The organism is Pseudomonas trutticola BRTCR10 (assembly GCF_056155105.1).
Genome location: NZ_CM149552.1, coordinates 6,561,312 through 6,587,931, shown reverse-complemented (window position 1 = coordinate 6,587,931; position 26,620 = coordinate 6,561,312). Strand labels below are relative to the sequence as shown.

Below are 26,620 nucleotides of genomic sequence, written 5' to 3'. Positions count from 1 at the left end.
CCGGTCAGTTCTCATTAGCGTAGTCAGGTTTTTTCTCGCCGTGCGGTTCACGAATGCTCGACGGATGTGTTTAGAATGCCCCTCGTCGCCATGCTCGGGGTTCGCCGTGGGCTTGGCGCAACAGGGTGAAACCGACCACTAAAACAAGAACGAAGACGGGCCTCAAGAGTAAGGACAAGCACCGGTGATACCGGCTTGATCCGACGCCGGGCCGTCATAGCATGAGGTTGCCGGAATGGCTGCTTCATCGTGGGATGCCATGAATTTCATTCTTTACTCGGACGTCAACGACCGTTCCATCAGCCAGAGTCTCGGTCGTCCTGAATACAGTTACTACTTCGTGCTCAAGGCCTATCGCCCGGTGCTGGAAAGCCTTGGTCGCGTGCATGTGGTGGCGTCCGTCGCCGACGTCGATCCGCTGTATCAACAGCTGAGTCAGGCCGGTGAGGAATGTCTGTTCCTTTCGTTTTCGCCACCGCATAAAGCCCCGACCGATCTGCAATGCCCGATGGTCTGCGTGATTGCCTGGGAATATGACTCGATCCCGTCCGAGTGCTGCGACGACGATCCCCGTCAGGACTGGAGCCAGACCCTAGCGCGTCATGGCCGGGTAATTACCCTGTCCACCCACACGGCGCAGGCGATCCGTAAAACCCTGGGTGAAGATTTTCCTGTACTCGTGCTACCCACACCGTTGTGGGAGCGCTTTGCGCAGGTCCGACAAGACTATCCAGGAGCCCCGGTAAACCCGGGTACGACGTTGCAGATCAAGGGCTGCATCATCGACAGTCGCGCGATGGGCCTGTCCGCCGATGGCTTGATCGCGCCGATACACAGTGAGCAGGAACTGGAACTTCGCGGCCTGGCTGAACCTGAGCCGGAACCCGAGCCCGAAGCGGCACCGCCCCTGACCTGGCGTCGGCGTGCATTCATCACCAAGCATTACCTGCGCGAAGCCTGTCGGGCGCTGACCAGCCCTGGCGAACACCCGCCGCTGTTCTTGCTCAAGCACAATCTGCTGTTGTGGTATCGCGAAGCCGTTGGCGATCTGGTGCCGGACTCCCTCCGTCAGCGGTTGGCGAAATTGCGTACGCCAGCACCGCAGCCACTGCCGGTGGCCACCACGGTCAGCGAAGCGCTGGACCCCGCAGAACATCCGCAAGCGGTACTGCCCGACACCAGCGAGCAGGTGGCCATCGATGTCAGTGGCGTGGTCTACGTGAGCGTGTTCAACCCTGAAGACGGTCGCAAGAACTGGCATCACCTGATCACCGCTTTTTGTTGGGCCATGCGTGACAACGAAGACGCCACGCTGGTGCTGAAAATCACCCAGAACGACCTGGCGAGCTATTACGTTCACTTGATCACCTTGCTGTCGCAACTCTCGCCGTTTGCCTGTCGGGTCGTGGTCATGCACGGCTATTTGCAGGACGAGGAGTTCGCCCGGTTGTACGGTGCCGCGAGTTTCTACGTCAACGCGTCCCGCTGCGAAGGTTTGTGTTTGCCGCTGATGGAGTTCATGTCGTGCGGCAAACCGGTGATCGCCCCGAATCACACGGCGATGCGCGACTACATCGACGAAAAGGTCGGGTTCATCGTCAAGTCCAGTCACGAGCCGACGATCTGGCCGGAAGACGTGCGGATCCTCTATCGCACCGTGCGCCATCGCCCGGACTGGAGCTCATTGAGAGCCGCTTATGAGGACAGCTATGCCATGGCCAAAAACCACCCGCAGGCCTATCTGGCCATGGCCGCTGCCGCCAATCAACGCATGCGCGATTACTGCGGGTTTACCCCGGTGCAGCAGCGTGTGATGGCGTTTTTCGACCTGAAGGCGAACAGCGAAAACACGCCGCTGATGGCCGAGGCGGGGACTGCCGCATGCTGATCATCATTCATTCGGAAACCAACAAGAGCAACATCCAGCAGAACCTCGGCCGCCCCGAGTACAGCTACTACTTCGTCCTCAAGGAATTCCGCCCGGTGCTGGAACGAATCGGTCAGGTGATCGAGGTCAGCAACCCGGACGAACTGGTTGATCGCCTGTATTTTGACTGCCTGAGCCGTGGCGAGGACTGCGTTTTTCTGTCGTTCTCGCCGCCGCATCGCACGCCGATTCATTACGCCTGCCCGACCATCCCGGTGTTTGCCTGGGAGTTCAGCACCATCCCCACCGAAAGCTGGCAGGGCGAACCTCGCCATGATTGGCGGGTGGTGCTGGAGGCATGCGGCCGGGCGATCACCCATTCGAGCTTCACGGTCGACACCGTACGCAATGCGATGGGCGCGGATTACCCGATCTGCGCGATTCCTGCGCCCGTGTGGGATCGCTTCGCCGCGCGCGGTGAACATCTGGATCGACGCCCGGTCATCGAGCCGATCACCCTGACGCTGCGCGGGTTGCTGATCGACAGTCGCACGGTGGATTTACGCCCCTATGGGCCACCCGGGCGATGCGAGGGCACGCCGCTGTCCTTCGCCGGGCCGGCGCAGGATTGCTCGCTGCAGCTTGACGGCGTGGTCTATTGCTCGGTGTTCAACCCCTACGACGGGCGCAAGAACTGGCAGGACATGCTCAGCGCGTTTTGCACCACGTTCCGTGATACCGCCGATGCGACCCTGGTGCTGAAACTCACGCACCACGACATCGCCGAGGCGTTGACCGACATGCTGCACCACCTCTACAAGAACCAGTCTTACCAATGCCGGATCGTGCTGATCCACGGTTATCTGGCCGACGTCGATTACGAACGCCTGGTGCAGGCCACCAGCTACGTGGTCAACAGTTCCTTCGGTGAAGGCCAGTGCCTGCCGCTGATGGAATTCATGTCCTGCGGCAAACCGGCGATTGCGCCGTTGAACACCGCGATGGCTGACTACGTGAACGCCGACAACGCGTTTATCGTCGATTTCACCGAAGAACTGACGGCCTGGCCCCACGACCCGCGAGCGGCCTATCGCACGATGCGCTACATGACCAATTGGGACTCGCTGTGCGCGGCGTATCGGGCCAGCTACGACGTGGCGAAGACTGATCAACAGCGTTATGCGGCGATGTCGGCCGAAGCGGTGCGCAGCCTTGAGCGCTTCTGCAGTCAGGCCAGCGCCGAGCAGCGTTTACAGGCGTTCCTCGAGCCGTTGTTGCAAGCGGCCGGCTCTTCATCAGCGCCAGTCGCCGTCGCATGATCCGGCGCCTGCTCGCACGATTGCGTCCGGCGCCTGCAGCGGTCCCCGTCGTGGAGCCGGCCCCTGCCGCACCCGATGCCGCGTCGCCACTGTATGTCGGGTTGCGCGACGCGGTCCTCGACGGCTGGTTTCTCGGTGACAGCGGCGAGTTGCTCAAGGGCTTTGCCATCACCGCTGACGATACGTTGCTCGACGTCGGTTGCGGTGACGGCGTAGCGACACTGTTCGCCGTGCGCCAGGGCGCGTCAGTGATCTTCACCGACAGTGAACACGACAAGGTCCGCGAACTGGCGCGGCAGGTCGACGCGCAAAGCCGCCAGTTGAATCTGGGGCTGGTCAGTAACAGCCTGCCGCTGCCGCTGGCGGACGGTTGCGCCAGTAAAGTGGTGTGCATGGAAGTGCTCGAGCATGTCGACCAGCCTGAAGCGTTCATGGCCGAACTGGTACGCATGGGCCGTCCTGGCGCGCAGTATCTGCTCAGCGTGCCGGCCCCGGTTGGTGAGCACCTGCAAAAAGGCATCGCGCCGGCCAGTTATTACCAATCGCCCAATCATGTGCAGATTTTTACTCCGGAGCGTTTCGCCGCGCTGGTGGAGGACGCCGGTCTGGTGATCGAGCACCGTCAGGCCAGCGGTTTTTTCTGGGTGATGGGCATGATCTTCTTCTGGGCCGGCGAACGGGCGGCCGGCCGCGAACTCACGGGGGCCGTGCGTGACCGTATCCATGAGCCGTTCACGCCGATGATGGAGCACTGGGCCAGGGCCTGGCAGAGCCTGCTCGATCAGCCTGACGGGCTGCTGATCAAACAGACGCTGGACCGGTTCATGCCCAAAAGTCAGGTGATCATCGCGCGCAAGCCACTGGATGGCGGAGGCGCACCATGAGCGACAAGCGCATCATGGACATCGAAGTCTTGCGCGCTATCGCTGTGCTGGGCGTGCTGTTCCATCACGTGCAGGGGAGTCTGTTTACCGATACCGTGCCGCTGCTGGTGAAAATTCAGGTGTGGGCGCAATCGTGGTGGGGCGTCGATCTGTTCTTCGCGATTTCCGGGTTTGTCATCGCTCGCGGCCTGATCCCGGCACTGCGCCGTTGCAACACGCGTCAGGAGTATTGGCAACAGACGCGCAATTTCTGGTTGCGCCGCGCCTTCCGGTTATTGCCGGCGGCCTGGTTGTGGCTGGCGCTGATGCTGCTGGCGTGTGTCTTTCTCAATCGCTCGGGGGCGTTCGGTTCGCTGTACGCCAACCTGCAGGCGACGCTGGCAGGTGTGCTGCAGTACGCCAACTTCCGTTTGGCCGACAGCTTCTTCCACTACGAATACGGCAGCAGTTTTGTGTACTGGAGCCTGTCGCTGGAGGAGCAGTTCTATCTGCTGTTCCCGCTGCTGATTGTGCTGTTGCGCAAACACCTGGTCTGGGCGTTGCTGGCGCTGATCGCGGTGCAGATTCTCACCGTGCGCTCGCCGTTGCTGATGTTTGTGCGCACCGATGCGCTGGCGGTTGGTGTGCTGTTGGCAATGTGGAGCGCGCAACCTTCCTATCGACGCTGGGAGCCGACCTTTCTGCGCTTGCCCGGGGTCGGCACAGCGGTGTTGCTGGGCATCGGATTGCTCCTGTGTTTCATGGCCACCGACCGCTTTACGTTTGCCAGCTATCGCATCGGATCGCTCACCGTGCTCAGCGCGCTGCTGGTGTGGATCGCGTCGTACAACCGTGATTACTTGCTGCCGACCGGCCGATTGCAGCAACTGATGGCCTGGATCGGCAGCCGTTCCTATGGCATCTACCTGATCCATGTTCCGGCCTATCTACTGGTGCGTGAATTGATCTTTCGCTTGCAGGCAGCCGGCCTGCCAAGTCCTGCCGGGCATCCGATTCTGACGTCGCTGCTTGCCCTGGGCCTGATCGCGCTGCTCAGCGAACTCAATTACCGCTTCGTTGAAATGCCCATGCGCAACCGCGGAGCTGCCCTGGTGGCGCGCCTCGGTACGTCCCGATCCGCTGTCCCATCCTCCGGAGCCACCTCATGCTGAGCTTTTTGAAGAAACGCACAGTGGCGGCGCCTGCTCCCGCCGTTGCGCCAGCCGTCATCCCACCGGCGCCCAGGGTCGATCCATTCCTGCTCGGCCTCCACGATTCGGAGCTCAGCGGCTGGTTCAACCAGAAGACCGGGGAGTTGTTCACAGGCTTTCCCGTGGGCGCCGAAGACACGCTGCTCGACGTCGGCTGCGGCGACGGCGGCAACGTGCATTTCTGCGGCATGCGCGGGGCGAAGATCATCATCGCCGACATCGACGGCGCCAAGGTTGAAGCCACCCGCCAGCGTCTGAGCGATACCCCGGCGCGCGACATCGAATGCCACGTCACCGACTGCAACCCCTTGCCGATCGCCGATGGCACCGCGACCCGCGTGGTGTCCACTGAAGTCATCGAGCACGTTGACGATCCGGCGCAGTTTCTCGCCGAACTGGTGCGTGTCGGCCAACCGGGCGCGCTGTATCTGCTGAGCGTGCCGCACCCCAGCTCCGAGCACCTGCAAAAGGGCATCGCCGCGCCGGTGTACTTCGAGAAGCCCAACCACGTGCGGATCATCGGCGAAGAGCAGTTCAAGACGATGGTCAGTGAGGCGGGGCTGGAAGTCATCAGCCACAGCCAGCACGGTTTCTATTGGGCCATGTGGATGTTGCTGTTCTGGGAAGCGAAGGTTGACCTGAGCAACCCCGATCATCCGTTGCTCAACCACTGGGCGGCTACCTGGCAGGCCCTGCTGGAAACTCCGCGCGGGTTGCAGATCAAACAGGCACTCGATGCGGTGGTGCCAAGATGTCAGATCATCATTGCCCGCAAGCCCTGAAGTTTTACCGCCGGGAGCCTGCTCGCGGCGGTTTTGTGTACCCTGCATTTTTGTGTCGGCAGGGATTAGCGATTTCATGCGGTTGGGTTATTCGATACTGATTACGGTGATGTTGCTGGCGGGGTGTGAACAACGGGACGCACCGCCACTCGACCAGCAACTTTATGTCTGGCAACGTCAGTGGACGCCCGCCCATGCGGCGGCGTTGCGCGATAGCCGAAATGATTTTTCCACCTTGCGCGTGTTGGCGTTGCAGGCTTTTCCGGGGGCGGACTGGAGCCGGGCGCGAATCGATGCAGCGTTGTTGAAAAGCGATGGCCGTCCGCTGATCGCAGTGATTCGTCTTGACGGCCAACTCAAGGCGCTGGACCAGCAACAGGTCACGGCGCAAATCCTTCAGGTGATCCAGGACTGGCAGGCGCAAGGCCTCACGGTGCAGGGTGTGGAAATCGACCACGATGCCGGCAACGCCCGCTTGCCGGACTATGCAAAATTCCTCAGCCATCTGCGTTCGGCGTTGCCGGTGTCATTGCCGCTGAGCATCACCGCGTTGCCGGCGTGGCTCGACAGTGCGCAGCTGCCGACCCTGCTGGCCGCGGTCGATAGCAGCGTGCTGCAAGTGCATGCCGTCAGTGACCCGCGACGCGGTCTGTTCGATCCCGAACAGGCACGGCGATGGGCAAACGCCTGGGGGAAGATCACATCTAAACCCTTTTACCTGGCGCTACCGGCCTATGGTGTGGCGCTGTTGGCGGATGGCGACGGCGCACCGCTGGTAGAAAGTGAAGTACCGCTTGAGCGCGGCGGTCAGCGCCGCGAATTGCTCGCTGACCCGTTGCAACTGAGCCAACTCGGTAAAGCATTACGCGAAGATCCGCCTGCGCATCTGGCCGGGTTGATCTGGTTTCGGCTGCCGCTGGCCAATGACCGGCGCGCCTGGAGTCTGACCACGTTGCGCGCTGTAGCGCGGGGCGATGCGTTGCACAGCCAGCTCGGCCTGAGCTTTAGCGAGCAGGGTGGTCTCTACGACATCACGCTGAACAATCCCGGCAACCTCGACAGCCCATGGCCCGCGCAGATCACCATTAAGGCCCAAGGTTGTGAAGGGGCCGATGCGCTCACCGGTTATTCGTTGCAACAAAGCCCGGATCTGCTTACCTTCACCCGCCTTCGCGACGGCCGCTTGCCGGCGGACGGGCAGCGCGCCATCGGTTGGGCACGTTGCGCACATATTGATCAAGGAGGTTCGCATGTTGACCCGTAACTGGCCCCGCCATCTGCTCTGCCTGAGCCTCAGCCTGCCGCTGGGTTCGGCTGTGGCCTGCGGCCCGGATTTCCCCAACCGGCTGCTCGATGATCGCGGGCAGACCCTGGCCGATCTGCCGGCGGGCAGCTTCAAATTCGAAATAAGTCGTCTCGGCAAGACCATCGCCGGGCTGAAGAATGTCACCGCGGCGACGCACAATCCCGATGAAATGTACGGCGATGAAGAGGCGCCGGCCAAGGCCCGCGAACAAGTCGAACAGCTTGGTCTCGACAACGAGCAGGCCGCGCTGGTCATGCAACTGCGTGGTCTGACCGATGCCCGTCAAGCCGAAGAGCAGGGCGCCAGTCTGCCAGCGGAAATCCGTCTGTACGTGGCGGGCGCGGTAGCGTTTGCGACCGGCGAGCATCAGCTGGCGGTCGAGTATTTCGACAAACTGCTGGCGTTGCCTGCCGAGCAGCGTCCGTTGCGCAGCACCTGGGCGGCCTACTCGCTTGGCCGTACCTGGTTGGCCATGAGCAGTGAAGCGGACGACGCCGTCACTGCGCTGGAGCAATCGCGCGAGGCGTTCCGCCAAGCCCGCCAGATGAGCATCGACGGCTTCAGCGATCCGCTGGAACTGGGCGTTGCCAGTCTCGGCGAGGAGGCGCGGGTCTTGCGTAGCGCCGGCGACTGGAGCGGCGCCATCGAACTGTATGAAGCGCAAAATCTGCATGGCTCGGCCGTGGGTTACACCTCGCTGAAACAATTGGTGAACGAACTGGCCGAGTTGCCCGAGGCTGATCTGGCGAAGTTGCTGCAACGCAAAGCGGTGCAGCAGTTGGTCACAGCATCGTTGGTCAGCCGTCTCGACTGGTCGTATGGCGAGCAGCCGCCGAACGAGAAAAAACTCATCAAACTGCTGCAGAGCAGCACCCGCGGCAGCCTCGAAAACGCCGATCGGCTGGCGGCAATGAATTACCAACAGGGTGACTACGCCAACGCCAAGGCCTTCCTCGAAAACGCCGGTGACGGCGGACTGGCCTGGTGGTTGCGGGCGAAGCTGGCGGTACGCGATGGCGATAAAAATGCCGCTGCTGCTGCTTACGCCAAAGCCGCACAAGCGTTCCCGCAGAGCGAAAGCTGGGGCTATCAGCGCACGGCGGACTGGGCGTTTGAAACCGTCCAGCCGAAATGCCGGGTCGAGGGCGAAAGCGCGATTCTGGCCTTGCAACGGGGCGAATACCTGCAAGCTTTCGTGCAGTTGTATCGCAGCAACAGCATCTATTGGTTTGACGCCGCGACGGTGGCCGAGCGCGTGCTGACGGTCGAAGAGCTCAAGCAGTATGTCGATGAAAACGTCCCGGCCCCGGCAGTGCCGATTGACGATGGGCAAGGAGATGCCGAGCAACTGCATACAGCCGAAAATCTGCGTTATCTGCTGGCCCGGCGTTTGTTGCGTGAAGGGCATTACGCCGAGGCGCTCGACTATTTCGACAGCAGCAGTATGAAAGATGAGGCCAGGTACTACGGCGAACAGCGTCTGGCGGCAGACAATGCATGGTGGCCGACGAAACGCGCCACGGCGCTGTTCAATGCTGCGGTGGCCGCGCGTGAAAACGGCTTCTCGATTCTGGGTTACGAGATGGCGCCGGATTATGTGTCGTTTGGCGGTTTCTATTCTCTCGGCAGCCCGGCGTTGCAAGTCGGGCCGCTGGTCAATGAAGACGAAGTGCAACGCCAGCAGGCCAGCGAAGCGCTGACCAAGCATCGTTTCCACTACCGTTTCGTCGCGTCCGAGTTGGCCAATCGTGCGGCCGACAACCTGCCGCATACCAGTCAGGCGTTTGCTGCCGTGTTGTGCAGGGCCGCCGGGTTCAACACCAGCGTGGAAGATCAGCAAGCGCTGTATCAGCGTTACGTGAAGGAAGGGCCGTACGTGCAGTGGGCGGAGAATTTCGGCCGTCAGTGCGAGGAGCCGGACTTTGCCAACGCTGACAAACGTTACGTCACCCAAGTGACCGATGCCGTACGCACGGCGCTGCGGCCTTACAAATGGCCAGTGATCGGTGCCGTTGTGCTGTTTGGCGTTGCCGCGTTGCTGGTGTTCGGCCGTCGTCGCAAGGTGCGCAAAAACTAAGCCTGCTGGATGAACGTCAGGCGCACCGCAAAGCCGATCAACAGGCTGCCGAACAGCCATTGCTGAACCCGTTGCGCCGTTGGACTGTGTTGCAGCCAACGGCCCAGCGCGGCGCCGGTCAGGGCGTAGGCGCTGTCGAACAGCAATCCGACGCCAACCAGCAGCATGCCGAGGACGGTGAATTGGCTCAGCACCGGTGCGCCATCGGCGACGATGAATTGTGGCAACAGCACGGAGCAGAACAGCAGCGCCTTGGGGTTGAGCAGATTGGTCAGCAAGCCGCGCCGGATTGCTTCGCGCCATTGCCCGCGCGTGTCGGCAATGTCCCCGGCGTTCAGGTTCGGTACCAGTGTGCTGCGCAGGCATTGAATGCCGATCCACAGCAGATACGCCGCCCCGGCCAGTCGCACCACGTCGAACGTCCACGGCGCAGCCTTGAACAACGCCGCCAGCCCCAACGCCGCCAATGCCACGTGACAACCGCGGGCAATCGCCAGACCCATCGCCGTGGCCAGCGCTGCCCCACGACCCTGACGGGCGCCGGTTTGCAGCAGCAGGATCATGTCCGGTCCGGGCAACAGAAACACCACGGCCAATGCCAGGAAAAACAGCCAGAGACTCGCCACGTCATACCCCTTTCGTTGTCGATTCGGTGACGTCAGTCTAGGGCTGAAGGGCGGGGCAGGTGCTTGCGTAGTCAGCTTCAAAAGGTTGCAGATTTGGCATAACCTGCGTTCTTTTCATGCGTACACCATCAGGATCTGCCAAAGATGAAACTCGACGCTTTTGATCGCAAGATTCTCGCCGCGCTGCAACGGGACGGACGCCTGAGCAACGTCGAGCTGGCGGACGAAATCGGCCTGTCTGCCTCGCCCTGCCTGCGCCGGGTGCGGATGCTGGAAGAAGCCGGGGTGATTCGCGGCTATCAGGCCAATCTGGATCGCGATGAAGTGGGGTTGGGGCTGACGGTGTTTGTCGGGGTGAAAGTCGAGCGGCATAACGATGAACAGGCGGAAGCCTTTTACCGGGCGGTCACCGCGTTGCCGGAAGTGATTTCGGCGTTTCTGGTGTCCGGAGAGTCGGACTTTCTGCTGCAGGTTGTCGTGCCGGATCTGCGCGCTTATGACCGTTTTCTCAGTGGTTGCCTGTTGAAGCTGCCGGGGGTGAGTGACATCCGCAGCAACTTTGCGATTCACACGGTGAAGACTCCGGGAGCCTTGCCGCTGGGGCATCTTCCTGCCTGAAAGCAGAGATCGCAGCCTTCGGCAGGCAATGCGTACTCCTGTAGGAGTTGCCGAAGGCTGCGATCTTTTGATCTTTACATCTGCGTCGCCATCCCCTCGACATTCATTGCTGCCTGGCGCAGCGCCTCGGACCGTGTCGGGTGCGGATGGCAGGTCAAAGCAATGTCCTCAGCCGAAGCGCTGAACTCCATCGCCACACAAAACTCCCCGATCATTTCACTTACGCTCGGGCCGACCAGGTGCACGCCGAGCACTTCGTCTGTGCGCTCGTCGGCGATGACTTTGGCAAAACCTTCGGTCTCGTGGTTGATCTTCGCCCGGCTGTTGGCGGTGAACGGAAACTTGCCGACCTTGTAGGTGCGACCTTCAGCCTTGAGCTGCTCTTCGGTCTTGCCGACGCTGGCCAGCTCCGGTTTGGTGTAGATCACGTTGGGGATCAGGTCGTAATTGACCTCTCCCGCCTTGCCGTGAATCTGCTCGACGCAGGCCATCGCTTCATCTTCAGCCTTATGGGCGAGCATCGGCCCGGAGGTCACGTCACCAATCACCCAGACGCCGGGGGCTTCGGTGCGGTGCTGTTTGTTGGCGAGCATGCCGCGCTTGTCGGTACTCAGACCGACGTTTTCCAGGCCCAGGCCTTGGGTATACGGGCGGCGACCGATGGCCACCAGCACATAATCAGCTTCCAGCAGTTCGGCGCTGCCGCCCGCCGCCGGTTCGACGCTGAGCTGCACACCGTTGGCCGAGGTGGTGGCGCTGGTGACTTTCGAACTCAGTTTGAAGGCGATGCCTTGTTTGCTCAGCGCACGCTGCAAGGTTTTGCCGGCCTCGCCATCGACACCCGGACAGATGCGATCGAGATACTCGACCACCGTGACTTGCGCACCAAGCCTGCGCCACACCGAGCCGAGTTCGAGGCCGATCACGCCGGCACCGATCACCACCAGATGTTTGGGCACTTCGCTCAGGGACAATGCACCGGTGGAATCCAGGATGCGCTTGTTGTCGATCTCGACACCCGGCAGGGGCGTGGGCTCGGAGCCGGTGGCGATGATGATGTCCTTGGCGGTCAGCTCGATCTTGCTGCCCTGATCACCCGTGACCGTGACTTTGCCCGGCCCGTCGATATGTCCCCAGCCCTTGATCCAGTCGACCTTGTTCTTGCGAAACAGAAACTCGATGCCTTTGGTCAGGCCGGCCACGCTCTCGTCTTTCTGCTTCATCATTTGCGCGAGGTTCAGCGTCGGTTTGACTTCGATGCCGAGGTTGGCGAATTCCGCGCCCATGGCCGCGTCGTACAACTCCGAGGCATGCAACAAGGCTTTGGACGGCATGCAACCGACGTTCAGGCAGGTGCCGCCAAGGGTCGCGCGACCCTCCACGCAAGCAGCCTTGAGGCCCAACTGGCCGGCGCGGATCGCCGCGTTATAGCCACCGGGGCCGCCGCCCAGAATCACTACGTCATAGTTGCTCATGCGCTTACTCCTGGTTGAGGGATGCGGATCGCTAAAAGTAGTCGGTGATAAAAATTACGAGCGTAATATGTGCGCGTATAGACATTTCGGTCAAGGCTTCAGGCAAGCGACAGGTTGCGCGTCTTTAGATAAGCGCAATTGTGTACGAATATTTCACGACTTTCGTTATATCGTAACGATAAGAGCAGTGAGCCGATGGCTTTGGGGTGATATGCAAGTCGATCTGGAGGTTGAGGGCACGCAAGTGACCGGACTGCCGCGCTTTCAGCAGGCCGCGACACAGGGCCGGCGATTACGCCGTCTGGCGATTGGCCTTGGCAGTCTGGCCGGGGCAGGGTGGGGGCTGGCGTTTTTTGTCGGATTGTTCGCCCCGCAATCGTTATGGCTGCCGCTGCTGGTCAATCAGGGGGCGGCGTTGCTGGTGTTGGTCGCCGGTCTGCAATCGGCCGGGTGGGTGACGCAGTGGCGTGACCGGGTGATGAGTCCGCCGGCGTCGCTACCGCTTGCGGCTGAGGAGTCGCCCGCACCGGATGGCTGGTACGAGCGGCTGCTTGATCGTCTGAGTCGACGCAGCCTCCATCTGCTCGGCCTGATCGGCGCGGCGACGTTGTGGCTGGGTGGTTGGGCGCTGTTGGTGGTGCTCAGTATCGAGCAGGTGTGGAACCTCGCCTTACCGGCCGCTGCAGTAGGTGTGTCCGCCACGGTGGGCGCGGCACTCGCCTTGCTGTTGGCGTTCGGGCTGCTGGTGCTGGAGCGGCAACTGGCTCAGGAAAACCCCGCGCAATGGCCCGAAGCCGGTTCATTGGCCCAACTGACCCGCGTGGCAATTATCAGTCTGGTGCTGGGAGCGTTGTGTTTACTGTTCGCCAGTGACCAGGCGTTGTGGCCTGTTCGCTTAGCGGTGCTGTTGGGAATCTTGCCGGGATTGGTCGCGATCGAGTGGTTATTGCGTGCCGTTCTGTCACTGTTCAGCCCTCGACGTGATCAGCTTGAACCGACCTTGCTGGCGCGCAGTTTTGTCGCCGATCTGCTGCGTTGGCCGCCGCAACCCTTGCTCGCGTTGCAGCACGAATTGCATAACCGGTTTGGCATCGATCTGCGCCAGATCTGGGCGTTCAGCTACATGCGCAAGGCGTTTCTGCCGGTGTTGGCATTGGTCGCGGTGGTGGGCTGGGCATTGACCGGCCTCCACGAAATTCCCCTGCAAGGACGTGGTATCTACGAGCGCTTCGGCAAACCGGTGCAGGTGTTCGGCCCCGGCTTGCACGCGGGTTTACCGTGGCCATTGGGACGGGTATTGAGCGTCGAAAACGGTGTGGTGCATGAGTTGGCGACCAGTGTTGGCGAAACGCCGGCAGTTGTTCAATCCGAACCGGCCGAAGGACCTGCTCCGTACACAGCCAACCGTTTGTGGGACGCCAGCCATGTAAACGACAAATCCCAGGTCATCGCCAGCAGCCGTGGCGAGCAGCAGAGCTTTCAGATCGTCAACATGGACGTTCGCTTTGTCTATCGCATCGGTCTGAGCGATCAAGCGGCGCTGGCGGCAACCTACAACAGCGCCGATGTGCCGACGCTGATCCGCAGCACCGCCAGCCGGATTCTGGTCCACGATTTCGCCTCGCGCACCCTCGACGGATTGCTTGGAGCGGACCGGGCAGGGCTGGCAGAAGACATCGGCCGCGCGGTGCAAAGCGATCTGCAAAAACTCGACAGCGGCGTGGAAATTCTCGCCACGGTCGTCGAGGCGATTCATCCGCCGGCCGGTGCAGCCAACGCTTACCACAGCGTGCAAGCAGCGCAGATCGGTGCGCAGGCATTGATCGCCCGCGAACTCGGTGCAGCGGCCGAAGCGAGTAATCAGGCGCAGTTGCAGGCCAGCCTTGCCCGCGATCAGGCCAGCGCCAGCGCCCGCGAAATCAGCGCCGCCGCGCAGGCCGCTGATTTGAAATTCAGCGCCGAACAAAAAGCCTACGCCAGTGCCGGCCAGGCGTTTGTGCTGGAGCAATACCTCAGTCAACTCAGCCAAGGCCTGAGCAAGGCCAAATTGCTGGTACTCGACCATCGACTGGGCGGCAGCAACGCCCCGACCATCGACCTGCGCTCGTTCACGCTGCCGGCTGACCCGACGCCCGCGCGTACCACCGCTCAACCAGGAGTCGCCCATTGAGCCAGTCGCATCAACACGATCATCACGACCACGGCGGCCACGATCACAGCCACGGCGGACATCACCATCATCACGGGCATCATCACGGCGCGCCGGAAGAGGCGGGGCCATTGCCGTGGCGACGCATGGGCTGGGCGGCGTTGCTGGTGGCTTTCGCCATCGCGGCGGCGAGTCTGGTGCAAGTGCGCTCCGGCGAAGCCACGGTCATCACGCGTTTCGGTAACCCATCGCGGGTTTTGCTCGACCCGGGTTTGAGCTGGCGCTGGCCGGCACCGTTCGAAGCAGCGATTCCAGTCGATTTGCGTCTGCGCACCACCTCCAGTGGGTTGCAGGATGTCGGCACCCGCGACGGTTTGCGCATCATCGTTCAGGCCTACGTAGCGTGGCAGGTCCAAGGCGATCCGGACAATGTGCAACGCTTCATGCGCGCGGTACAGAATCAACCGGACGAGGCCGCGCGGCAGATCCGCACGTTTGTCGGCTCGGCCCTGGAAACCACCGCGAGCAGTTTTGATCTGGCGAATCTGGTGAACACCGATGCCAGTCAGGTACGCATCGCCGACTTCGAGGCGCAGTTGCGCCAGCAGATCGATCAACAATTACTCGCCACATATGGTGTACGCGTGGTCCAGGTTGGTATCGAACGACTGACGTTGCCCTCGGTGACACTCACCGCGACAGTCGATCGGATGCGTGCCGAGCGTGAAACAATCGCCACCGAACGCACCGCTATCGGCAAGCGCGAAGCGGCACAAATCCGTTCTGCCGCCGAGCGTGATGCGCGAATCGTTCAGGCTGACGCGACAGTGAAAGCTGCCGATATCGAAGCGCAATCCCGTGTCGAAGCGGCGCAGATCTACGGGCGCGCCTATGCCGGTTCGCCGCAGCTGTACAACTTGCTGCGTTCGCTGGATACCCTCGGCACCATCGTTACTCCAGACACCAAACTGATATTACGCACCGATGCCGCACCGTTCCGTGTGCTGGTCGATGGCCCGCCGAATCTCGAAAGCAAAAGCGGAACGCAGCCATGAGTGAAGAAGTTCCACGTGGAACACATGCGCTGAACAGTCCGTGGATTCAAGCCGGTCGCTTGGCGTTTTTCGCCTTGTACGCGGTTACCGTATTGGCCGCATTGGCGTGGGCGTTTTCCAATGTGCGGCAGATCGATCCGCAGAATCGTGCCGTGGTCTTGCACTTTGGCGCGCTTGATCGCATCCAGAATGCCGGTTTGCTGTTGGCGTGGCCGCAGCCATTCGAACAGGTGGTTCTGCTGCCAGCGGCGGACCGGGTGATTGAGCGGCGAGTGGAGAATCTGTTGCGCAGCGATGAGGCGTTGAAGGCCGACCGAGTCGCCTCGTTCGCGACACCGATCAGCGATGCACTGGCCGGTTCTGGTTATTTATTGACCGGTGATGCCGGTGTGGTGCAACTGGATGTGCGGGTGTTTTACAAAGTCACCGATCCCTATGACTTCGTCCTGCAGGGCGATCATGTGCTGCCGGCGCTCGATCGTCTGGTCACCCGCAGCGCTGTGGTCCTGACCGCCGCGCGGGATCTGGACACCATTCTGGTCGCTCGACCAGAACTCATTGGCGCCGACAATCAAGCAGCCGAACGCCGTGAACGCTTGCGCGGTGATCTGGTGCAAGGCATCAATAAACGCTTGGCTGAACTGAAGGCGAACGGGCAGGGCATCGGCATCGAAGTGGCGCGGGTCGATGTGCAATCGAGTCTGCCCGATCCCGCTGTCAGTGCATTCAACGCCGTCCTCACCGCCAGTCAGCAGGCCGACAAAGCTGTGGCCAATGCCCGCACTGACGCCGAGAAACTCACCCAGTCCGCCAACGAGCAGGCCGACCGCACGCTGCAAGTCGCCCACGCTCAGGCCGGTGAACGCTTGGCCAAAGCGTCAGCTGACACCGCCACGGTGCTGAGCCTGGCCAAGGCCCGACAACAAGGCACCGACCCGCAAATGCTCCTGCGCCTGTACCGCGAGCGCATGCCGAAAATCCTCGGCCAGGCTGGATCGGTGACCACGGTCGATCCGCAAGACGATTCCCGCCTGATCATTCAGGGAGCCAGTCAATGAACGCGACTACCGCTGCACCGAGCCTGTTGTCCTCAGCCGAACAACGGCGCGCAGCCCGGCAACTGACGTTGGCGATGCTCGCACTCGGGCTGCTCGGCCTCGGTTTGATCTGGCGCTGGGCGATGCCGGAACAATCTGGTGTCAGCCAGTTGCTGCTCGGTTTTGCTTCTTTATTAGTTGCCGTGCCGGTGATGCGTTCGGCGTGGTACAGCCTGCGTTATCCGAGCCTGCATGGCATTACCGATCAACTGATTGCCCTGGCGATGCTCGGGGCGTGGGCGACGGGTGATCTGCTGACCGCCGCGCTGCTGCCGATCATCATGATCTTCGGTCATGTGCTGGAGGAGCGCAGCGTCATTGGTTCACAGGAAGCGATTCACGCCCTCGGCCAATTGACCCGCAGTCACGCGCGCAAACTGCAGGCCGATGGCTCAATCATCGAAGTCGACAATGGCACCCTCAAACCCGGCGACACGGTCGAGGTACGTGCCGGTGATCGTGTACCGGCGGACGGACGCGTTCTGTCTGGCCAGGCCAGTCTCGATACTGCTTCGATTACTGGCGAGGCGGTGCCGGTGGAGGCAGGCATCGGCATGTCGGTGTTTGGCGGTGCGATCAATCTGGACGGACTGCTGCATATCGAAGTGACCCGCACCGGCGATGAGTCAACCCTCGGCAAAGTCATCGCGCTGATGCAAAACGCCGAGCGCTCAAAACCGCCCATCACTCGCCTGCTCGAACGCTATGCCGGCAGTTACATGGTGCTGGTTTTGCTGCTGGCAGCCGTGACCTGGTTTGTGACCCACGATGCGCAAGCGATGCTCGCGGTATTGGTGGCGGCGTGCCCGTGCGCCTTGGTGCTTTCCGCTCCGGCCACGGCGATTGCCGGTGTCGCGGTAGCGGCGCGCCACGGGATTCTGATCCGCAGTTCGGCCTTCCTCGAAGAATTGGCCGACCTCACCTCGCTGGTGGTCGACAAGACCGGGACCCTGACTTTTGGCACTTTGCGTTTGCAGTCGATCAACAGTCCTCGCGCGGATTCGTCCTCGGTGATGGCGTTGGCGGCCAGTCTCGGCGCGGCAAGCAGTCACCCGGTCAGCCGCGCACTGGCCGGATTGGTGCGGCAGGAAGACTATTTGTCCCTCAGCGATATCCATGAGCGGCAGGGGCTCGGCGTCGTCGCCTTCACCGGACAGGGCGAAGCGGCCCTCGGCCGCCCCGAGTTGTTTGCGCAACTCGGTATCACCACGACCACGGTTCCCGATCACGACGGCCCCATCGCCGGGCTGTCGCTCAACGGGGAATTTCTCGCGTGGTTGTTACTGGCTGACAGCGTCAAACCGGAAGCAAGATTTGCCCTCGGTGAATTGCGTGAACTGGGCCTCGGACGACAACTGCTGCTCACGGGCGATCGACACAGTGTGGCGCAGTCTCTGGCCAGAGAGGTCGGGTTGCACGAAGTCGAAGCCCAAGCCTTGCCCGAGGACAAACTCAATCGCGTGCTCAAGGAAATCGACAACGGCTTCCGGCCGATGGTGGTCGGCGACGGCATCAACGACTCGCTCGCGCTCAAGGCGGGTGTGGTGGGCGTGGCGATGGGGGCGGGCGGTGCGGATATTGCTCTGGCGTCGGCGGACATCGTGTTGATCGGCAGCGATCTGCGCCGGCTCGGCACCTGCGTACGACTCAGTCGTCAGTGCCGCAGGACATTGCAGGTCAATGTGATCATCGGCCTGGGCTGGACGCTGGCCATTGTGGTGTTCGCCGCGTTCGGCTGGCTGGGGGCTGCCGGGGCGATGATTGCGGCGTTGCTGCACAACCTCAGCACGCTGTTGGTGCTGGGTAATGCCGGACGATTACTGCGCTTTCAGGAGCCGTTGCTCAAGCTCAAGGAAGAATCCTGAAATTATTTTTCGCTCCTCTGTAACGCCGTCGGGGCTGCTCTCTCTAGTGCCATGTCGGGACTGAACAACCTTCCAGCCGACAACCCCTGACGATGACCGAGGATATAAAAATGACGATCAAGACCGCTGCTGCCGGTGCCGCCCTCGCTTTGGCCGCCGCTACCCTGTTTGCCGGTGTCGCAACCAACGCGATGGCCGCCGATGCCAACGTTCACTGCTACGGCGTGAATGCCTGCAAAGGCCAGAACGATTGCAAAACCAAAGACCACGCGTGCAAAGGCATGGGCTCCTGCAAGGGTCAGGGCTTCAAAGCCATGACTCAAGCGGCTTGCGAAAAAGCAGGTGGCAAGGTCGGCGAGTAACTGACCGGCAAGTGCCGCCGCAGTGGCTCACGCCACTGCGGCCACTTTTTATCAGGAGTTTGCTCATGCCCGCCTCTGTACCTTTTCTCGGCTACGGCCTGGGATTGCGCAGCGCTTACTACCAGCAGATCCTCGAACAGTCGCCCGACGTGGACTGGTTCGAAGTGGTCTCGGAGAATTTCATGGTGCAGGGCGGCAAGGCCCTGTATCACCTCGATGCCATCGCCGAGCGTTATCCGTTGGTGATGCATGGTGTGTCGCTGTCCATTGGCGGTCCGCATGCCCTTGACGTCGACTATCTGCAACAGCTCAAGCAACTGGCCGAACGGGTCAGGCCAGCGTGGATCTCGGATCACTTGTGCTGGAGCCGCGGTAACGCCCATCAATTGCATGATCTGCTGCCGTTGCCCTACACCGAAGAGAGCCTGGAATACATCGCCGGGCGGGTGATGCAGGTTCAGGATATTTTGCAGCGGCCCTTGGTCCTGGAGAATGTCTCCAGTTACGTCCGTGCAGCCTCGGACGATTTCACCGAATGGGAGTTTCTCGCCCTGTTGAGCCGTGTCAGCGGCTGCGAGTTGCTGCTGGATGTGAACAACGTCTACGTCAGTTCGCGCAACCACGGCTTCGATCCGTGGACCTTCATTCAAAGCCTGCCTGTCGACAAAGTCCGCCAACTGCATCTGGCCGGGCACAGCGATTACGGCGATTACGTGATCGACACCCATGACCATCCGGTGAGCGATCCGGTCTGGGCGTTATACCAGCGCACGCTGGAGCACTTCGGTCCGGTGGCGACGCTGCTGGAACGGGACGACCATTTCCCGCCCTTCGAAGAACTCCTTGATGAATTGCAAAAGGCTCGTGAGCTGGGCACCAAGGTCTTGGCCGGGAGGCAGCAATGCGCCTGAAAGAATGGCAATTGGCGTTCGAAGCATTTCTGCTCGATGAGACAGCGACGGCCAATCTGACCCTGGACGAGAGCCTGATCGGCGGCCCGACGCTGGATATCGCTACTGGCCTGGCGATCTATCACAACGCCTACAAGGCACGTTTGCTGGAGGTGCTGCGTAACGACTTCGAAGCGATCTGGCAGTGGCTGGGCGACGAGGAGTTTGATCTGCTCGCCACGGCCTACATTCGCCAATCCCCGTCGGCGCACTACAGCCTGCGTTGGCTGGGCAAGGGTTTTGAGGGTTTTATCCGCAAGTATCTGGTGCCCGAGCAGAGTGCGCCATTGGCCGAAATGGCCGCACTGGAGTGGGCATTCACCCTGGCCTTTGATGCGCCGGCGGGTGATCCATTGACGATCGAAAGCATGGCGGCGCTGGCCCCGGAAGAATGGCCAGAACTGCGGTTCAAACCGATACCTTCTTTGCAGTGGCTTGATTGCCGCTTCAATAGTCTTGCGCTGTGGCGCTCGGTCAAGGACGGCACTGATTTTCCGGCCAGTGCGGCGCTGGACACGCCCAACATCTGCCTGATCTGGCGCCACGAGCTGATCTGCAACTACCGCAGTCTTGAGTCGGCTGAAGCGGCGGCGCTGAATGGCTTGCTCAATGAAGGCTGGAGTTTTGCCGAACTGTGCACAAATTCAACAGTCACTTATGGTAAGGACGCGCCACTGCAAGCGGTTACCTGGTTGAAGCAGTGGGTGCAGGATGGTTTGCTGGAGCGTCTGCAACGATAGTTTCGGCTGATCAAATCGATAGCCTGCTATTTTTCAAGGATGGTCTACCCTCAGATCTGACGTCTGAAACAAGGGGGATTTTCCATGCTCGCGCAACTTCCACCGGCCTTACAGAATCTGCAGCTTCCGCTTCGCCTGCGGCTCTGGGACGGCCATGAGTTCAATCTGGGCCCGACGCCCAGTGTCACCATCGTGGTCAAGGACCCGCAGATGGTCAGCCAGTTCACCCATCCGAGCCTGGACGCATTAGGGGCGGCGTTCGTTGAAGGCAAGCTCGAACTGGAGGGCTCGATCAGTGAGGTCATCCGGGTTTGCGACGAACTGAGTAATGCCTTGCTGGGTGAAGATGACGACACTCAACCTGTGCGTTCGGTCCACGACAAGGAAACCGACGCCAAAGCCATTTCCTATCACTACGACTTGTCCAACGCGTTCTACCAGCTCTGGCTGGACAGCGACATGGCGTATTCCTGTGCCTATTTCGAGACCGGCAGTGAATCGCTCGAACAGGCGCAGCAGGCCAAGTTCCGCCATTTGTGTCGCAAGCTGCGTTTACAGCCCGGCGACTATTTGCTGGATGTCGGCTGCGGCTGGGGCGGACTGGCGCGTTACGCCGCACGGGAATTCGGCGCCAAGGTGTTCGGCATCACCCTGAGCAAGGAACAACTGGAACTGGCGCGCGAGCGGGTCAAAGCTGAAGGCCTGGAAGATCAGGTCGAACTGCAGTTGCTCGACTACCGCGATCTGCCGCAGGACGGTCGATTCGATAAGGTGGTCAGCGTCGGCATGTTCGAACACGTCGGTCACGCGAACCTCGCCGAGTACTGCAAAACCCTGTTTGGCGCGGTAAAGGAGGGCGGTCTGGTGATGAATCACGGCATCACCGCCAAACACACCGATGGCCGCCCGGTGGGGCGTGGTGCCGGGGACTTCATCGAGAAATACGTATTCCCCAACGGTGAGCTGCCGCATCTGGCGATGATCTCGGCCGAGATCAGTGAAGCAGGGCTGGAGATCGTCGACGTCGAAAGTCTGCGTCTGCACTACGCGCGTACGCTGGATCATTGGAGCGAGCGGCTGGAAGATAACCTGGAAGCGGCGGGGAAACTGGTGCCCGATCAGGCGCTACGGATCTGGCGTCTGTACCTGGCCGGTTGCGCCTATGCGTTCGCACGTGGCTGGATCAATCTGCACCAGATCCTTGCGGTGAAGGCGCATGCCGATGGCAGCCATGAATTGCCATGGACTCGCGACGACATCTATCACCCTTGACCCTTGGTCACCTCTTTCCTTTCGGTAGAGAGGCGTTTCAAAGAATCGGTGAAATCAGCCGGGCGATCCGCATGCCGACCTGTTGCAGGCGGTGGATCTCCCGGCTTTCTTCTTTGGCGATCTCGTAGGATTGCTCGAAATCCTTGATCAGCATGTGTTCCACACTGGCGGCGAAGGCGCTGTCGACGGTCAGCAGCATCACCTCGAAATTCAACCGGAACGAACGGTTGTCCAGATTGGCGCTGCCAATGGCGCTGATCTCGCTGTCGATCAACACCACTTTCTGATGCAGGAAACCGGGTTCGTAGCGGAACACCCGCACGCCGGCGCGAACCGCTTCAAAGGCGTAAAGGCTGGAGGCGGCATAAACAATGCGGTGATCGGGCCGCGACGGCAGCAGCAAACGTACATCGACCCCGCGCAACACCGCCAGGCGTAAAGCGGCGAACACGGCTTCATCGGGAATGAAGTACGGGCTGGTGATCCACACCCGTTCCGTCGCCGCGTGGATGGCTTCGACGAAGAACAGCGAACAGGTTTCGTAGGCATCCGCCGGGCCACTGGCGAGCAATTGGCAGAGCACGCCGTCATCCGGGTATTCATCCGGCAGGATCAACGGTGGCAATGCACGGGCGGCCCAGAACCAGTCTTCGGCAAACGATTCCTGCATGCACGCCACTACCGGGCCGCGCACTTTTACGTGGGTGTCGCGCCAAGGTGCCAGTGGAGGCTTCTCGCCCATGTATTCATCGCCGACGTTGTGCCCGCCGACAAAACCGACCACGCCATCGACCACGACAATCTTGCGGTGATTACGGAAGTTGACCTGAAAGCGGTTGAGCCAGCCACTGCGCGTGGCGAACGCTTTGACCTCGACGCCGCCATCGCGTAACGCCTGCACATAACTGTGGGGCAGGGCGTGACTGCCAATGCGGTCGTAGAGCAAATGAATCGCCACGCCTTCGGCGGCTTTCTTCAACAGCAGGTCGCGCAGACGTTGGCCGAGTCGATCATCGTGGATGATGAAAAACTGGATCAGCACGGCTTCCTTCGCTTGGTCGATAGCGTGGAAGATTGCCTCGAACGTCGCGGTGCCGTTTACCAGTAATTGGACTTCGTTGTTGGCCAGACATGGCATGCGCCCCAGTTTCGGCATCGCACGCAGCGATGCGTAGGCTTTCGAGGCGCGAGCGGTCAGGGCTTCTTCCACCCAGGGACGCCAGTTCAGTTCGGAGATGGCCTGACGCATATGTTCGTTGGCCTGGCGGCGCGCCTTGATGTAACCATCGAAGGTGCTGCGGCCGAACACCAGATACGGAATAAGCGTCAGGTAAGGAATGAAGATCAGCGACAATGCCCAGGCGATCGAGCCTTGAGCCGTGCGCACGGTCAGCACCGCGTGAATCGCAGCGATCAAACCAAGGGTGTGTATCAGGGCGATCAAATAACCGAAAATGTGCGGTCCGAAATAATCCATGGGGCAGCCTTGCTCCTCAAGATTCAATGCCTTAACAGACCATGTTCTGTGGCGAATGTCGCTATTTAATTGGTGCATGAACCGAAGCAATCGGCCGACGTCTAACGGCCACTACTGATCAGGAGTTATTCGATGAACGTTCGTCTGCTGGGTTTGGCGCTGGGCCTGGGTTTGGCATTGCCGGTGATTGCGCAGGCGCAAATGCTGCAGCCGGGTCTGTGGGAAATGACCTCAAGCAATGTGAAGGTCGATGATCAGCCGATGGATGTGCAATCGATCCTTGGCCAGCTTCAGGGCCAGATGACCCCGCAGCAGCGGGCGGCGCTGGAGAAGAACGGTATCAATATCGGCGGCAAGGGGATCCGCGCTTGCCTGACACCTGAGCAAGTGGCGACCAACGATATTCCGCTGGCCGATCCGCAATCGGGTTGCAAGCAGCAGATCACCGAGCGCAGCGGCAACCAATGGAAGTTTCGTTTCAGCTGCCCGAAAGCGCAGGGTACGGGTGTAGCGACGTTCCTCAGTGATCGGGAGTTCACCACGGTCGCCAACGGTACGTTCAACGCGATCGGCATCAATCAGAAGGGCAGTCTGGAAACCCGCGCGGTGTGGTTGGGTCAGGATTGCGGCGCCGTCAAACCAAGAGCTTAAAAGCTTCGCGAGCAAGCCCGCTCCCACAGGATCACGCTGAACCTGTGGGAGCGGGCTTGCTCGCGAAGGCGTCAGTAAAATCAACGCATGAACCGCAGCGGCAATCCCCGACACCCATCATTCACGCGACCCTCGCGCCAGGCGATCTGCCCCGACACCAGCGTTGTGCTCACCCGATGCCGAAAGCTTCGACCCGCAAACGGTGTCCATCCGCATTGCGACAGTATCGGTTGTCGACACACCTCCGACATCTGCGGTTGAACCAATACCAGATCTGCCCAATAGCCCTCGCGCAGATAACCACGATCCGGAATGGCAAACAGGTCCGCCACGCGGTGACTGGTCTTCGCCACCAGCGTAGTCAGCGGCACCACGCCATCCGCCACCAGTTCCAGTAACGCCGGCAGCGCATGCTGCACCAATGGCAAACCCGACGGCGCCTCGGCGTAGGGTCGCTGCTTTTCGGCCCAGGTATGCGGCGCGTGATCACTGCCGATCACATCCAGTCGACTGCTCAGTAATGCCTGTCGCAATGCATCGCGGTCGGCTTGGCTCTTGATCGCCGGATTGCATTTGATCAGGTTGCCGAGGTTTGGATAGTCGCGATCATCGAACAACAAATGGTGCAGGCAGACTTCTGCGGTGATGCGTTTTTGCGCCAGCGGTTTGTCCTCGAACAGTTCGAGTTCGCGAGCGGTGCTCAGGTGCAAAACGTGCAGGCGAGTGCCGTGACGTTTGGCCAGGTCCACGGCCAGCGAGGAGGAGCGATAACAGGTTTCAGCATTGCGAATCAGCGAATGCGCCTCTGGCGGCAAACGATCGCCGAACCGTTCACGCAGTCTGGCCGCATTGGTGTCGATGCTCGGCGTGTGTTCGCAGTGAGCCAGCAGGATCGTTGGTACTTCAGCAAACAGCCGTTCAAGAATTTGCGGATCATCGACCAGCATGTTGCCGGTCGAGGCGCCCATGAACACTTTGACCCCGGCCACCTCGCAAGGATTGAGCGCGGCCACGGTGTCGAGGTTGTTCTGGCTGACTCCGAAGTGAAAGCCGTAATTGGCCACCGAATTGATCGCTGCCCGACGCTTCTTGTCGGCCAGTGCTTCAAGGGTGAGAGTCGCCGGATGGGTATTGGGCATGTCCATGAAACTGGTGATACCCCCCGCGACTGCCGCGCGCGATTCGGTATGAATGCTGCCCTTGGCCGGCGCGCCGGGTTCGCGGAAATGCACCTGGTCATCGATCATGCCCGGCAGCAGCCATTGGCCGCTGGCATCGATTTCCACGCTCGCGTTTTCGCCTTCGATACTGCGGGCAATCTTGACGATGCGACCGTTGCTGACCAATAGATCGCTGTCGAACTCCCGTCCCTCGTTGACCAGCCGTGCGTTGCGGATCAGCACACTGCTCATGGTTCAGAACTCGTTCTGCAAGGCTTTGTAGCCGCGCACCAGATCGACATTGGTTCGCGCCACGTCTTCGGAAAACTCCGAGGCACTGACACTCACCGGCGGGAATAACGAGAGGTCGGTGTTCGGGCCAATGCGCGTAGTGGAGGGTACGTAGAACGCATCCGGCAAGTCGCGCCCGTCGACCACCGAGTTGTGGCGTACCACACAACCATTGCCGACTACGCAATTGAACAACACGCTGTTGAAGCCGATGAATACTCGGTCGCCGACCACGCAGGGGCCGTGCACGATCGAGCGGTGGGCGATGGACGTGTATTGGCCAATGGTCACCGCCGCGCCGGACTTGGAATGGATGACCACGCCGTCCTGAATGTTCGAATTGGCGCCGATGGTGATTGGCTCCATCTCGCCAGTCGCGTCGACTTCGTCGGCGCGGATAACCGCGTAGGGGCCGACGAAAACGTTTTCGCCGATCAGCACTTTGCCGCAGATGATCGCGGTTTTATCGACGTAGGCCGACTCGGCAATTTGCGGCAGATCGCCTGAAGGATTTTTGCGGATCATGGTTGGCTCAGCGCGTCGTAAAGGGTGTTGAGGTTGTATTCGAACAGCCCGGTGAAGGTGCTGGCCGGGCCGCTGGCAGCCAGGGCATCGGAGTAGAGCGTGCCGCCAATGTGTGCGCCGCTTTCGTCGGCGATCTGTTTGAGCAGGCGCGCGTCCTTGATGTTTTCCATGAACACCGCTTTGACGTTGGCCTGACGGATCTGGGTAATCAGCGCCGCCACTTCCGCCGCTGACGGTTCACGCTCGGTGGACAATCCTTGCGGTGCCATGAAGTCGATGCCGTACGCCTGACCGAGGTAACCGAAGGCATCGTGGCTGGTGACGATCTTGCGATTGCCCGGCGGCAGCGAACCGAGTTTGGCCTTGGCTTCGGCGAGCAGGGCGTAGATCTGCTTCAAATAGGATTGGCTGTTGCGCTCGTAGTCCGCCTTGTTCGTCGGGTCGGCGGCGATCAGTGCCTTGGTGATGTTGGCGATGTACAACTCGGCGTTGGCCAGATTGTGCCAGGCATGTGGATCGGGAACGGTTTCGCCGTCCTCATCCAACGAACGCGGAATCACACCATGGCTGGCACTGATGATGGTGGCTTTGGTTTCAGTGCTGGTTACCAGACGATCAAGCCAGGGTTCAAAACCCAGACCGTTCTTGAAGATCAATTTGGCCTTGAGCAACGCTTTGGCGTCGTCCGGCGTCGGTTCGTAGATGTGCGCGTCAGCGTCCCGGCCGACCAGATTGGTGATCTGAAGGTGCTCGCCGCCGACGTGATGAACCATATCGGCGAGGATGCTGAAGCTGGTGACCACCGGCAATTTCTCCGCCGCCGACAACGACATCGACAGCATCAGGCTGAACAGCACGAGTAGAACACGCATCGGGAAACAC

The 26,620-nt window shown here is 60.9% G+C and carries 23 protein-coding genes; 17 read left to right on the top strand and 6 right to left on the bottom strand.

The window, feature by feature from the left end:
- Positions 1–259: 259 nt before the first annotated feature.
- The 7 genes from ACVVH8_RS30000 (at position 260) to ACVVH8_RS29970 (ending at position 9,425) form a co-directional block, all read left to right on the top strand.
- Positions 260–1,888 (top strand): glycosyltransferase, encoded by a 1,629-nt coding sequence (locus tag ACVVH8_RS30000; protein ID WP_475227842.1) that lies wholly within the window; start codon positions 260–262, stop codon positions 1,886–1,888.
- Positions 1,882–3,186, top strand: a complete 1,305-nt coding sequence (locus ACVVH8_RS29995) for a glycosyltransferase (protein ID WP_475227840.1) — start codon at positions 1,882–1,884, stop codon at positions 3,184–3,186. Before ACVVH8_RS30000 ends, ACVVH8_RS29995 begins: the two co-directional genes overlap by 7 nt.
- Positions 3,183–4,070 carry a class I SAM-dependent methyltransferase gene (locus ACVVH8_RS29990; protein WP_213027056.1) on the top strand — a complete coding sequence of 296 codons (888 nt, stop codon included), beginning with the start codon at positions 3,183–3,185 and terminating at the stop codon, positions 4,068–4,070. Before ACVVH8_RS29995 ends, ACVVH8_RS29990 begins: the two co-directional genes overlap by 4 nt.
- Positions 4,067–5,221: an acyltransferase family protein gene (locus tag ACVVH8_RS29985; RefSeq protein ID WP_475227837.1), complete on the top strand. Its 1,155-nt coding sequence runs from the start codon at positions 4,067–4,069 to the stop codon at positions 5,219–5,221. Before ACVVH8_RS29990 ends, ACVVH8_RS29985 begins: the two co-directional genes overlap by 4 nt.
- On the top strand, positions 5,215–6,042 hold the full coding sequence (locus tag ACVVH8_RS29980; protein ID WP_475227835.1) for a class I SAM-dependent methyltransferase: 828 nt from the start codon (positions 5,215–5,217) through the stop codon (positions 6,040–6,042). The genes ACVVH8_RS29985 and ACVVH8_RS29980 overlap by 7 nt, the downstream gene beginning before the upstream one ends.
- 76 nt (positions 6,043–6,118) lie before the next feature.
- Positions 6,119–7,306 carry a DUF3142 domain-containing protein gene (locus tag ACVVH8_RS29975; protein WP_475227833.1) on the top strand — a complete coding sequence of 396 codons (1,188 nt, stop codon included), beginning with the start codon at positions 6,119–6,121 and terminating at the stop codon, positions 7,304–7,306.
- Positions 7,293–9,425 carry a hypothetical protein gene (locus ACVVH8_RS29970; protein WP_475227830.1) on the top strand — a complete coding sequence of 711 codons (2,133 nt, stop codon included), beginning with the start codon at positions 7,293–7,295 and terminating at the stop codon, positions 9,423–9,425. The genes ACVVH8_RS29975 and ACVVH8_RS29970 overlap by 14 nt, the downstream gene beginning before the upstream one ends.
- Here the strand turns inward: ACVVH8_RS29970 and ACVVH8_RS29965 are convergent.
- Positions 9,422–10,051 carry a LysE family translocator gene (locus ACVVH8_RS29965; RefSeq protein WP_213027051.1) on the bottom strand — a complete coding sequence of 210 codons (630 nt, stop codon included), beginning with the start codon at positions 10,049–10,051 and terminating at the stop codon, positions 9,422–9,424. The genes ACVVH8_RS29970 and ACVVH8_RS29965 overlap by 4 nt on opposite strands.
- 144 nt (positions 10,052–10,195) lie before the next feature.
- On the opposite strand from ACVVH8_RS29965, the gene ACVVH8_RS29960 reads away from it, so the two are divergent.
- A complete protein-coding gene (locus tag ACVVH8_RS29960) occupies positions 10,196–10,669 on the top strand; it encodes an Lrp/AsnC family transcriptional regulator (RefSeq protein ID WP_103302808.1) in 474 nt (157 codons plus the stop codon).
- Between the two features lie 74 nt (positions 10,670–10,743).
- Here ACVVH8_RS29960 and lpdA read toward each other — a convergent pair whose 3' ends face one another.
- Positions 10,744–12,144, bottom strand: coding sequence for a dihydrolipoyl dehydrogenase (lpdA, locus tag ACVVH8_RS29955; protein ID WP_401298957.1), 1,401 nt, complete (start codon positions 12,142–12,144; stop codon positions 10,744–10,746).
- A gap of 211 nt (positions 12,145–12,355) precedes the next feature.
- Between lpdA and hflK (ACVVH8_RS29950) the strand changes: the two genes are divergently transcribed.
- The 8 genes from hflK (ACVVH8_RS29950) to cfaB all read left to right on the top strand — a co-directional run bounded on the left by hflK (ACVVH8_RS29950) (position 12,356) and on the right by cfaB (position 21,634).
- A complete protein-coding gene (gene hflK, locus ACVVH8_RS29950; protein ID WP_475231250.1) occupies positions 12,356–14,314 on the top strand; it encodes a protease modulator HflK in 1,959 nt (652 codons plus the stop codon).
- Positions 14,311–15,348 (top strand): protease modulator HflC, encoded by a 1,038-nt coding sequence (hflC, locus tag ACVVH8_RS29945; protein WP_475227828.1) that lies wholly within the window; start codon positions 14,311–14,313, stop codon positions 15,346–15,348. The genes hflK (ACVVH8_RS29950) and hflC overlap by 4 nt, the downstream gene beginning before the upstream one ends.
- On the top strand, positions 15,345–16,406 hold the full coding sequence (gene hflK / locus ACVVH8_RS29940) for a protease modulator HflK (protein ID WP_475227825.1): 1,062 nt from the start codon (positions 15,345–15,347) through the stop codon (positions 16,404–16,406). The genes hflC and hflK (ACVVH8_RS29940) overlap by 4 nt, the downstream gene beginning before the upstream one ends.
- Positions 16,403–18,310: a cation-translocating P-type ATPase gene (locus tag ACVVH8_RS29935; RefSeq protein ID WP_475227821.1), complete on the top strand. Its 1,908-nt coding sequence runs from the start codon at positions 16,403–16,405 to the stop codon at positions 18,308–18,310. The genes hflK (ACVVH8_RS29940) and ACVVH8_RS29935 overlap by 4 nt, the downstream gene beginning before the upstream one ends.
- 110 nt (positions 18,311–18,420) lie before the next feature.
- The gene (bufA2, locus tag ACVVH8_RS29930; protein ID WP_103302797.1) at positions 18,421–18,672 is read left to right on the top strand and encodes a BufA2 family periplasmic bufferin-type metallophore; all 252 of its coding nucleotides are present in this window, start codon (positions 18,421–18,423) and stop codon (positions 18,670–18,672) included.
- 65 nt (positions 18,673–18,737) lie between these two features.
- Positions 18,738–19,583 carry an MNIO family bufferin maturase gene (gene bufB / locus ACVVH8_RS29925; protein ID WP_475227819.1) on the top strand — a complete coding sequence of 282 codons (846 nt, stop codon included), beginning with the start codon at positions 18,738–18,740 and terminating at the stop codon, positions 19,581–19,583.
- The gene (locus ACVVH8_RS29920; protein WP_475227815.1) at positions 19,574–20,362 is read left to right on the top strand and encodes an HvfC/BufC family peptide modification chaperone; all 789 of its coding nucleotides are present in this window, start codon (positions 19,574–19,576) and stop codon (positions 20,360–20,362) included. Before bufB ends, ACVVH8_RS29920 begins: the two co-directional genes overlap by 10 nt.
- Positions 20,363–20,446: 84 nt before the next feature.
- A complete protein-coding gene (gene cfaB, locus ACVVH8_RS29915; RefSeq protein WP_213027043.1) occupies positions 20,447–21,634 on the top strand; it encodes a C17 cyclopropane fatty acid synthase CfaB in 1,188 nt (395 codons plus the stop codon).
- A gap of 37 nt (positions 21,635–21,671) precedes the next feature.
- Here the strand turns inward: cfaB and cls are convergent, their stop codons facing one another.
- Positions 21,672–23,111 (bottom strand): cardiolipin synthase, encoded by a 1,440-nt coding sequence (gene cls / locus ACVVH8_RS29910; RefSeq protein ID WP_103302786.1) that lies wholly within the window; start codon positions 23,109–23,111, stop codon positions 21,672–21,674.
- A gap of 132 nt (positions 23,112–23,243) precedes the next feature.
- Between cls and ACVVH8_RS29905 the strand changes: the two genes are divergently transcribed.
- Positions 23,244–23,762: a DUF3617 domain-containing protein gene (locus tag ACVVH8_RS29905; protein ID WP_315444953.1), complete on the top strand. Its 519-nt coding sequence runs from the start codon at positions 23,244–23,246 to the stop codon at positions 23,760–23,762.
- A gap of 80 nt (positions 23,763–23,842) precedes the next feature.
- Here the strand turns inward: ACVVH8_RS29905 and ACVVH8_RS29900 are convergent, their stop codons facing one another.
- From ACVVH8_RS29900 to ACVVH8_RS29890, 3 genes are read right to left on the bottom strand one after another with little or no spacing between them, the layout of a single operon-like run.
- Positions 23,843–25,174 carry a dihydroorotase gene (locus ACVVH8_RS29900; protein WP_475227812.1) on the bottom strand — a complete coding sequence of 444 codons (1,332 nt, stop codon included), beginning with the start codon at positions 25,172–25,174 and terminating at the stop codon, positions 23,843–23,845.
- Positions 25,175–25,177: 3 nt separating this feature from the next.
- Positions 25,178–25,738, bottom strand: coding sequence for a gamma carbonic anhydrase family protein (locus ACVVH8_RS29895; protein WP_103302781.1), 561 nt, complete (start codon positions 25,736–25,738; stop codon positions 25,178–25,180).
- On the bottom strand, positions 25,735–26,610 hold the full coding sequence (locus tag ACVVH8_RS29890) for a metal ABC transporter substrate-binding protein (protein WP_475227807.1): 876 nt from the start codon (positions 26,608–26,610) through the stop codon (positions 25,735–25,737). Before ACVVH8_RS29890 ends, ACVVH8_RS29895 begins: the two co-directional genes overlap by 4 nt.
- Positions 26,611–26,620 lie beyond the last annotated feature (10 nt).

Coding starts and splice junctions, on each gene's coding strand:
- ACVVH8_RS29975 (WP_475227833.1), top strand. CDS start 6,119: ATGCGGTTGGGTTATTCGATACTGATTACGGTGATGTTGCTGGCGGGG.
- bufA2 (WP_103302797.1), top strand. CDS start 18,421: ATGACGATCAAGACCGCTGCTGCCGGTGCCGCCCTCGCTTTGGCCGCC.
- ACVVH8_RS29980 (WP_475227835.1), top strand. CDS start 5,215: ATGCTGAGCTTTTTGAAGAAACGCACAGTGGCGGCGCCTGCTCCCGCC.
- ACVVH8_RS29935 (WP_475227821.1), top strand. CDS start 16,403: ATGAACGCGACTACCGCTGCACCGAGCCTGTTGTCCTCAGCCGAACAA.
- hflK (WP_475231250.1), top strand. CDS start 12,356: ATGCAAGTCGATCTGGAGGTTGAGGGCACGCAAGTGACCGGACTGCCG.
- ACVVH8_RS29970 (WP_475227830.1), top strand. CDS start 7,293: ATGTTGACCCGTAACTGGCCCCGCCATCTGCTCTGCCTGAGCCTCAGC.
- ACVVH8_RS29905 (WP_315444953.1), top strand. CDS start 23,244: ATGAACGTTCGTCTGCTGGGTTTGGCGCTGGGCCTGGGTTTGGCATTG.
- ACVVH8_RS30000 (WP_475227842.1), top strand. CDS start 260: ATGAATTTCATTCTTTACTCGGACGTCAACGACCGTTCCATCAGCCAG.
- cfaB (WP_213027043.1), top strand. CDS start 20,447: ATGCTCGCGCAACTTCCACCGGCCTTACAGAATCTGCAGCTTCCGCTT.
- bufB (WP_475227819.1), top strand. CDS start 18,738: ATGCCCGCCTCTGTACCTTTTCTCGGCTACGGCCTGGGATTGCGCAGC.
- hflK (WP_475227825.1), top strand. CDS start 15,345: ATGAGTGAAGAAGTTCCACGTGGAACACATGCGCTGAACAGTCCGTGG.
- ACVVH8_RS29895 (WP_103302781.1), bottom strand. CDS start 25,738: ATGATCCGCAAAAATCCTTCAGGCGATCTGCCGCAAATTGCCGAGTCG.
- cls (WP_103302786.1), bottom strand. CDS start 23,111: ATGGATTATTTCGGACCGCACATTTTCGGTTATTTGATCGCCCTGATA.
- ACVVH8_RS29900 (WP_475227812.1), bottom strand. CDS start 25,174: ATGAGCAGTGTGCTGATCCGCAACGCACGGCTGGTCAACGAGGGACGG.
- lpdA (WP_401298957.1), bottom strand. CDS start 12,144: ATGAGCAACTATGACGTAGTGATTCTGGGCGGCGGCCCCGGTGGCTAT.
- ACVVH8_RS29890 (WP_475227807.1), bottom strand. CDS start 26,610: ATGCGTGTTCTACTCGTGCTGTTCAGCCTGATGCTGTCGATGTCGTTG.
- ACVVH8_RS29995 (WP_475227840.1), top strand. CDS start 1,882: ATGCTGATCATCATTCATTCGGAAACCAACAAGAGCAACATCCAGCAG.
- ACVVH8_RS29990 (WP_213027056.1), top strand. CDS start 3,183: ATGATCCGGCGCCTGCTCGCACGATTGCGTCCGGCGCCTGCAGCGGTC.
- ACVVH8_RS29920 (WP_475227815.1), top strand. CDS start 19,574: ATGCGCCTGAAAGAATGGCAATTGGCGTTCGAAGCATTTCTGCTCGAT.
- ACVVH8_RS29960 (WP_103302808.1), top strand. CDS start 10,196: ATGAAACTCGACGCTTTTGATCGCAAGATTCTCGCCGCGCTGCAACGG.
- ACVVH8_RS29985 (WP_475227837.1), top strand. CDS start 4,067: ATGAGCGACAAGCGCATCATGGACATCGAAGTCTTGCGCGCTATCGCT.